Annotated in this window: 1 protein-coding gene; it reads right to left on the bottom strand. The window is 57.6% G+C overall.

Annotation, left to right across the window (positions count from 1 at the left end):
- Positions 1–2,356 (bottom strand): DUF637 domain-containing protein (locus G7025_RS26480; protein WP_258197739.1); only part of this gene is annotated, 2,356 nt, incomplete at both ends.

Raw genomic sequence — 2,356 nt, 5'->3', positions numbered from 1 at the left:
GAGGCTTCGCCGGCCTTGGAAATCTGCCCAAACCTGCCAGCAGTAGACCCTGGGGCGACCATGGTCGCAGCGTCAGTGACTAACTCTGAAACTTGCGCGGCTGACTCATAGCTGTTGCCTTGCAGGTCTGAAACGAATGCCCGGCCCGTTTGCCGGGTGGTCATTTGACCAACCGGGTTCAGAGATGGATCGGCAACAGGCCCCAGGAAGTCGTTGGCAACGCCCAATGCATTTCCGCCCAAAAGCTCACTACCGACCTTAGCAGTGGATGTAACTAGGCCCCACGCACTACGACCTACGCCTGCCACTCCGCCTTTGAAGCTTTCCAGGTAATCCGTCGGCTTATCGCTGTAGTTCAAATTGGATTTATAGAAATCCACTGTTCCTTGGCTGTTGTGGCCTTCAGGGTCGCCCAAGTAGTCGATATTTCTAGTGCCGTCTTTGTAGGCAGACGGGCGCGTGTCCTTGAAATCAAGAATCAAAGCCGCCGTCTCATTGCCACTGTATCCACGCTGGCTTCCGTCTGCGGACGCATCGGTTCGGGCGTAGTTATCCGCAATCGGGGCCAGAGCCACACCTAAGTTCTGCAAGGTTGCTGTATCAATCTTGCTTGCATCTTCAGCCGGGATTGACTTGCTCCAGTCTTCATCGGTGTAGTAAGTCAGCGCAACCGCCATGCGCCGCTCAGCCTCCTGCGGACTGATGTTTTGGTCCGCCGCCATTTTTGGCGCTTGCTCTTTGATCAGCTCAGCGGCTCGTGGGTGCAATTGCTCGTTGTAACGTTCAACATTCCCCGCCACCCAGGCAGCGTCATTCGGGTTGCCGTTGACCAAGGACCCGGCCGCAATACCGATAATTTGAGCGGTTGCGACTTTGAATTGGTCATCCTTTGCGAAACGTTCATCCAGATATTTACCCAAGTTCTCGGTCGCAATCGCTGTCAGCCCTTCAGCCGCGCCAGCGGCAATTGCGCCGGTCTTGAAGTCACCGCCTCGAGCCGCTGAAAGTGCACCACCCAGGAGGGCGTGCATCAAGACCTTTTCCGCCGAGCCGGGGCTCAGGTCAAGATCATTCGCCAGGGTACCAAGACCTTTGTTGCCGGCTGCTGCGGCCAAGTCGAAGCCTTGCGATACCAAGGCCGAGCCCAGGTTGTCTTTCAAACTGCCACCGTTGATGGCGGTGGAAATACTGCTTTCGATGACCGCATGGGTACCGCCGCGCAGTACTGCATCCTGCGCTTTCTGCCAGCTCAACCATTCGCTGGAGTAGCCTGGGTTCTGCACCGGCCCCGCCGTAGTGACTTTCGCGCCCGCACCGTCAACCGGGCTTGCGCCCTTAAACCAATTACTGTCTGCGTAGTTCAACGCCCCGGTTGCCAGACCGGCAATGGCCGCGTTCTTCAGACTGCTGCTGCTGAAGGTGTCCTTGAGTGCAAGGCCGATGTTGCCTTTATTGTTGATCGTGCTCACAGCACCGGTACTGGCCAGCGAGGTCAACGCGGCGGTGGCCATCATGTTGCCCAGCCCCGCACTTGTGGCTGCAACCGCTGCCGACGTACTGGTCGCCGCAACCGCAGCAGTGCCGGCGGCCATGGTTGAACCGGCCGATGCACCTGCGCCCACCAATGCGCTAGCACCACCTGCCGTCACAATGGTGACGATAATGATGACCGCCAACATGGCGCCCTGGCCCATGCCCGAGTTGCTGTACTTGAAGGAGTCATGCAACTCTTTTACCTGGCGCCAATCCACGTCGCCGCGCTTCTCGGCATCTTTGAGCCAGGCCAATTGCGGGTCGGCCTTGACCATGGTGTCGATGGTCTGGCTGACGGTTTGCTGGTCGACTTGTTTGATGTCGATCTTTAGGCCGTTAACGGCTTCGATGACGGTCTGCCCCTTGGCAACCAGTTCACTCTGACGCAAGGTTTCATCGGTCTTGCCTTTGCCCTTCATCGAGAACCAAGCCATGTTGCTCTTGCTCTTGGTATGGCTCTCGTCGTGATAGTCCTTTACGCCTTCAAACGTCACGGCGCCGCCGCTTTTCAGGATAAGGTCGTTGCCGCTGTTGAGCTTGGCGACCTGGTACAGCTGGTCGCCATTGCTAACCAAAGTCAGGTTGCCTGCGGTTTTGATCTCAGTGCCGACGTTGGTGGTCTGGGTAACTTCATCACGCTTGGCTTTTTTGGCGCCCCAGCCGCCGTTCTCCTTCATGTCATACAGGGTATGCGTACTGTTCTGCGCCGCCAACAAACTCAACTTATCCCCGCTATACAGATAAGCCTCATTCCCCGCGCTGATCCTGCTCGCCACGATCGTGGTGTCACGCCCGGCCTGGCTGACAAAATCCCCACCCGCCG

This window comes from Pseudomonas lurida, from assembly GCF_013522705.1.
Classification (GTDB): Bacteria; Pseudomonadota; Gammaproteobacteria; order Pseudomonadales; family Pseudomonadaceae; genus Aquipseudomonas; species Aquipseudomonas quebecensis.
The sequence above is the reverse complement of the archived record's forward strand: the minus strand, read 5'-3'. Positions and strand labels throughout refer to the sequence as shown.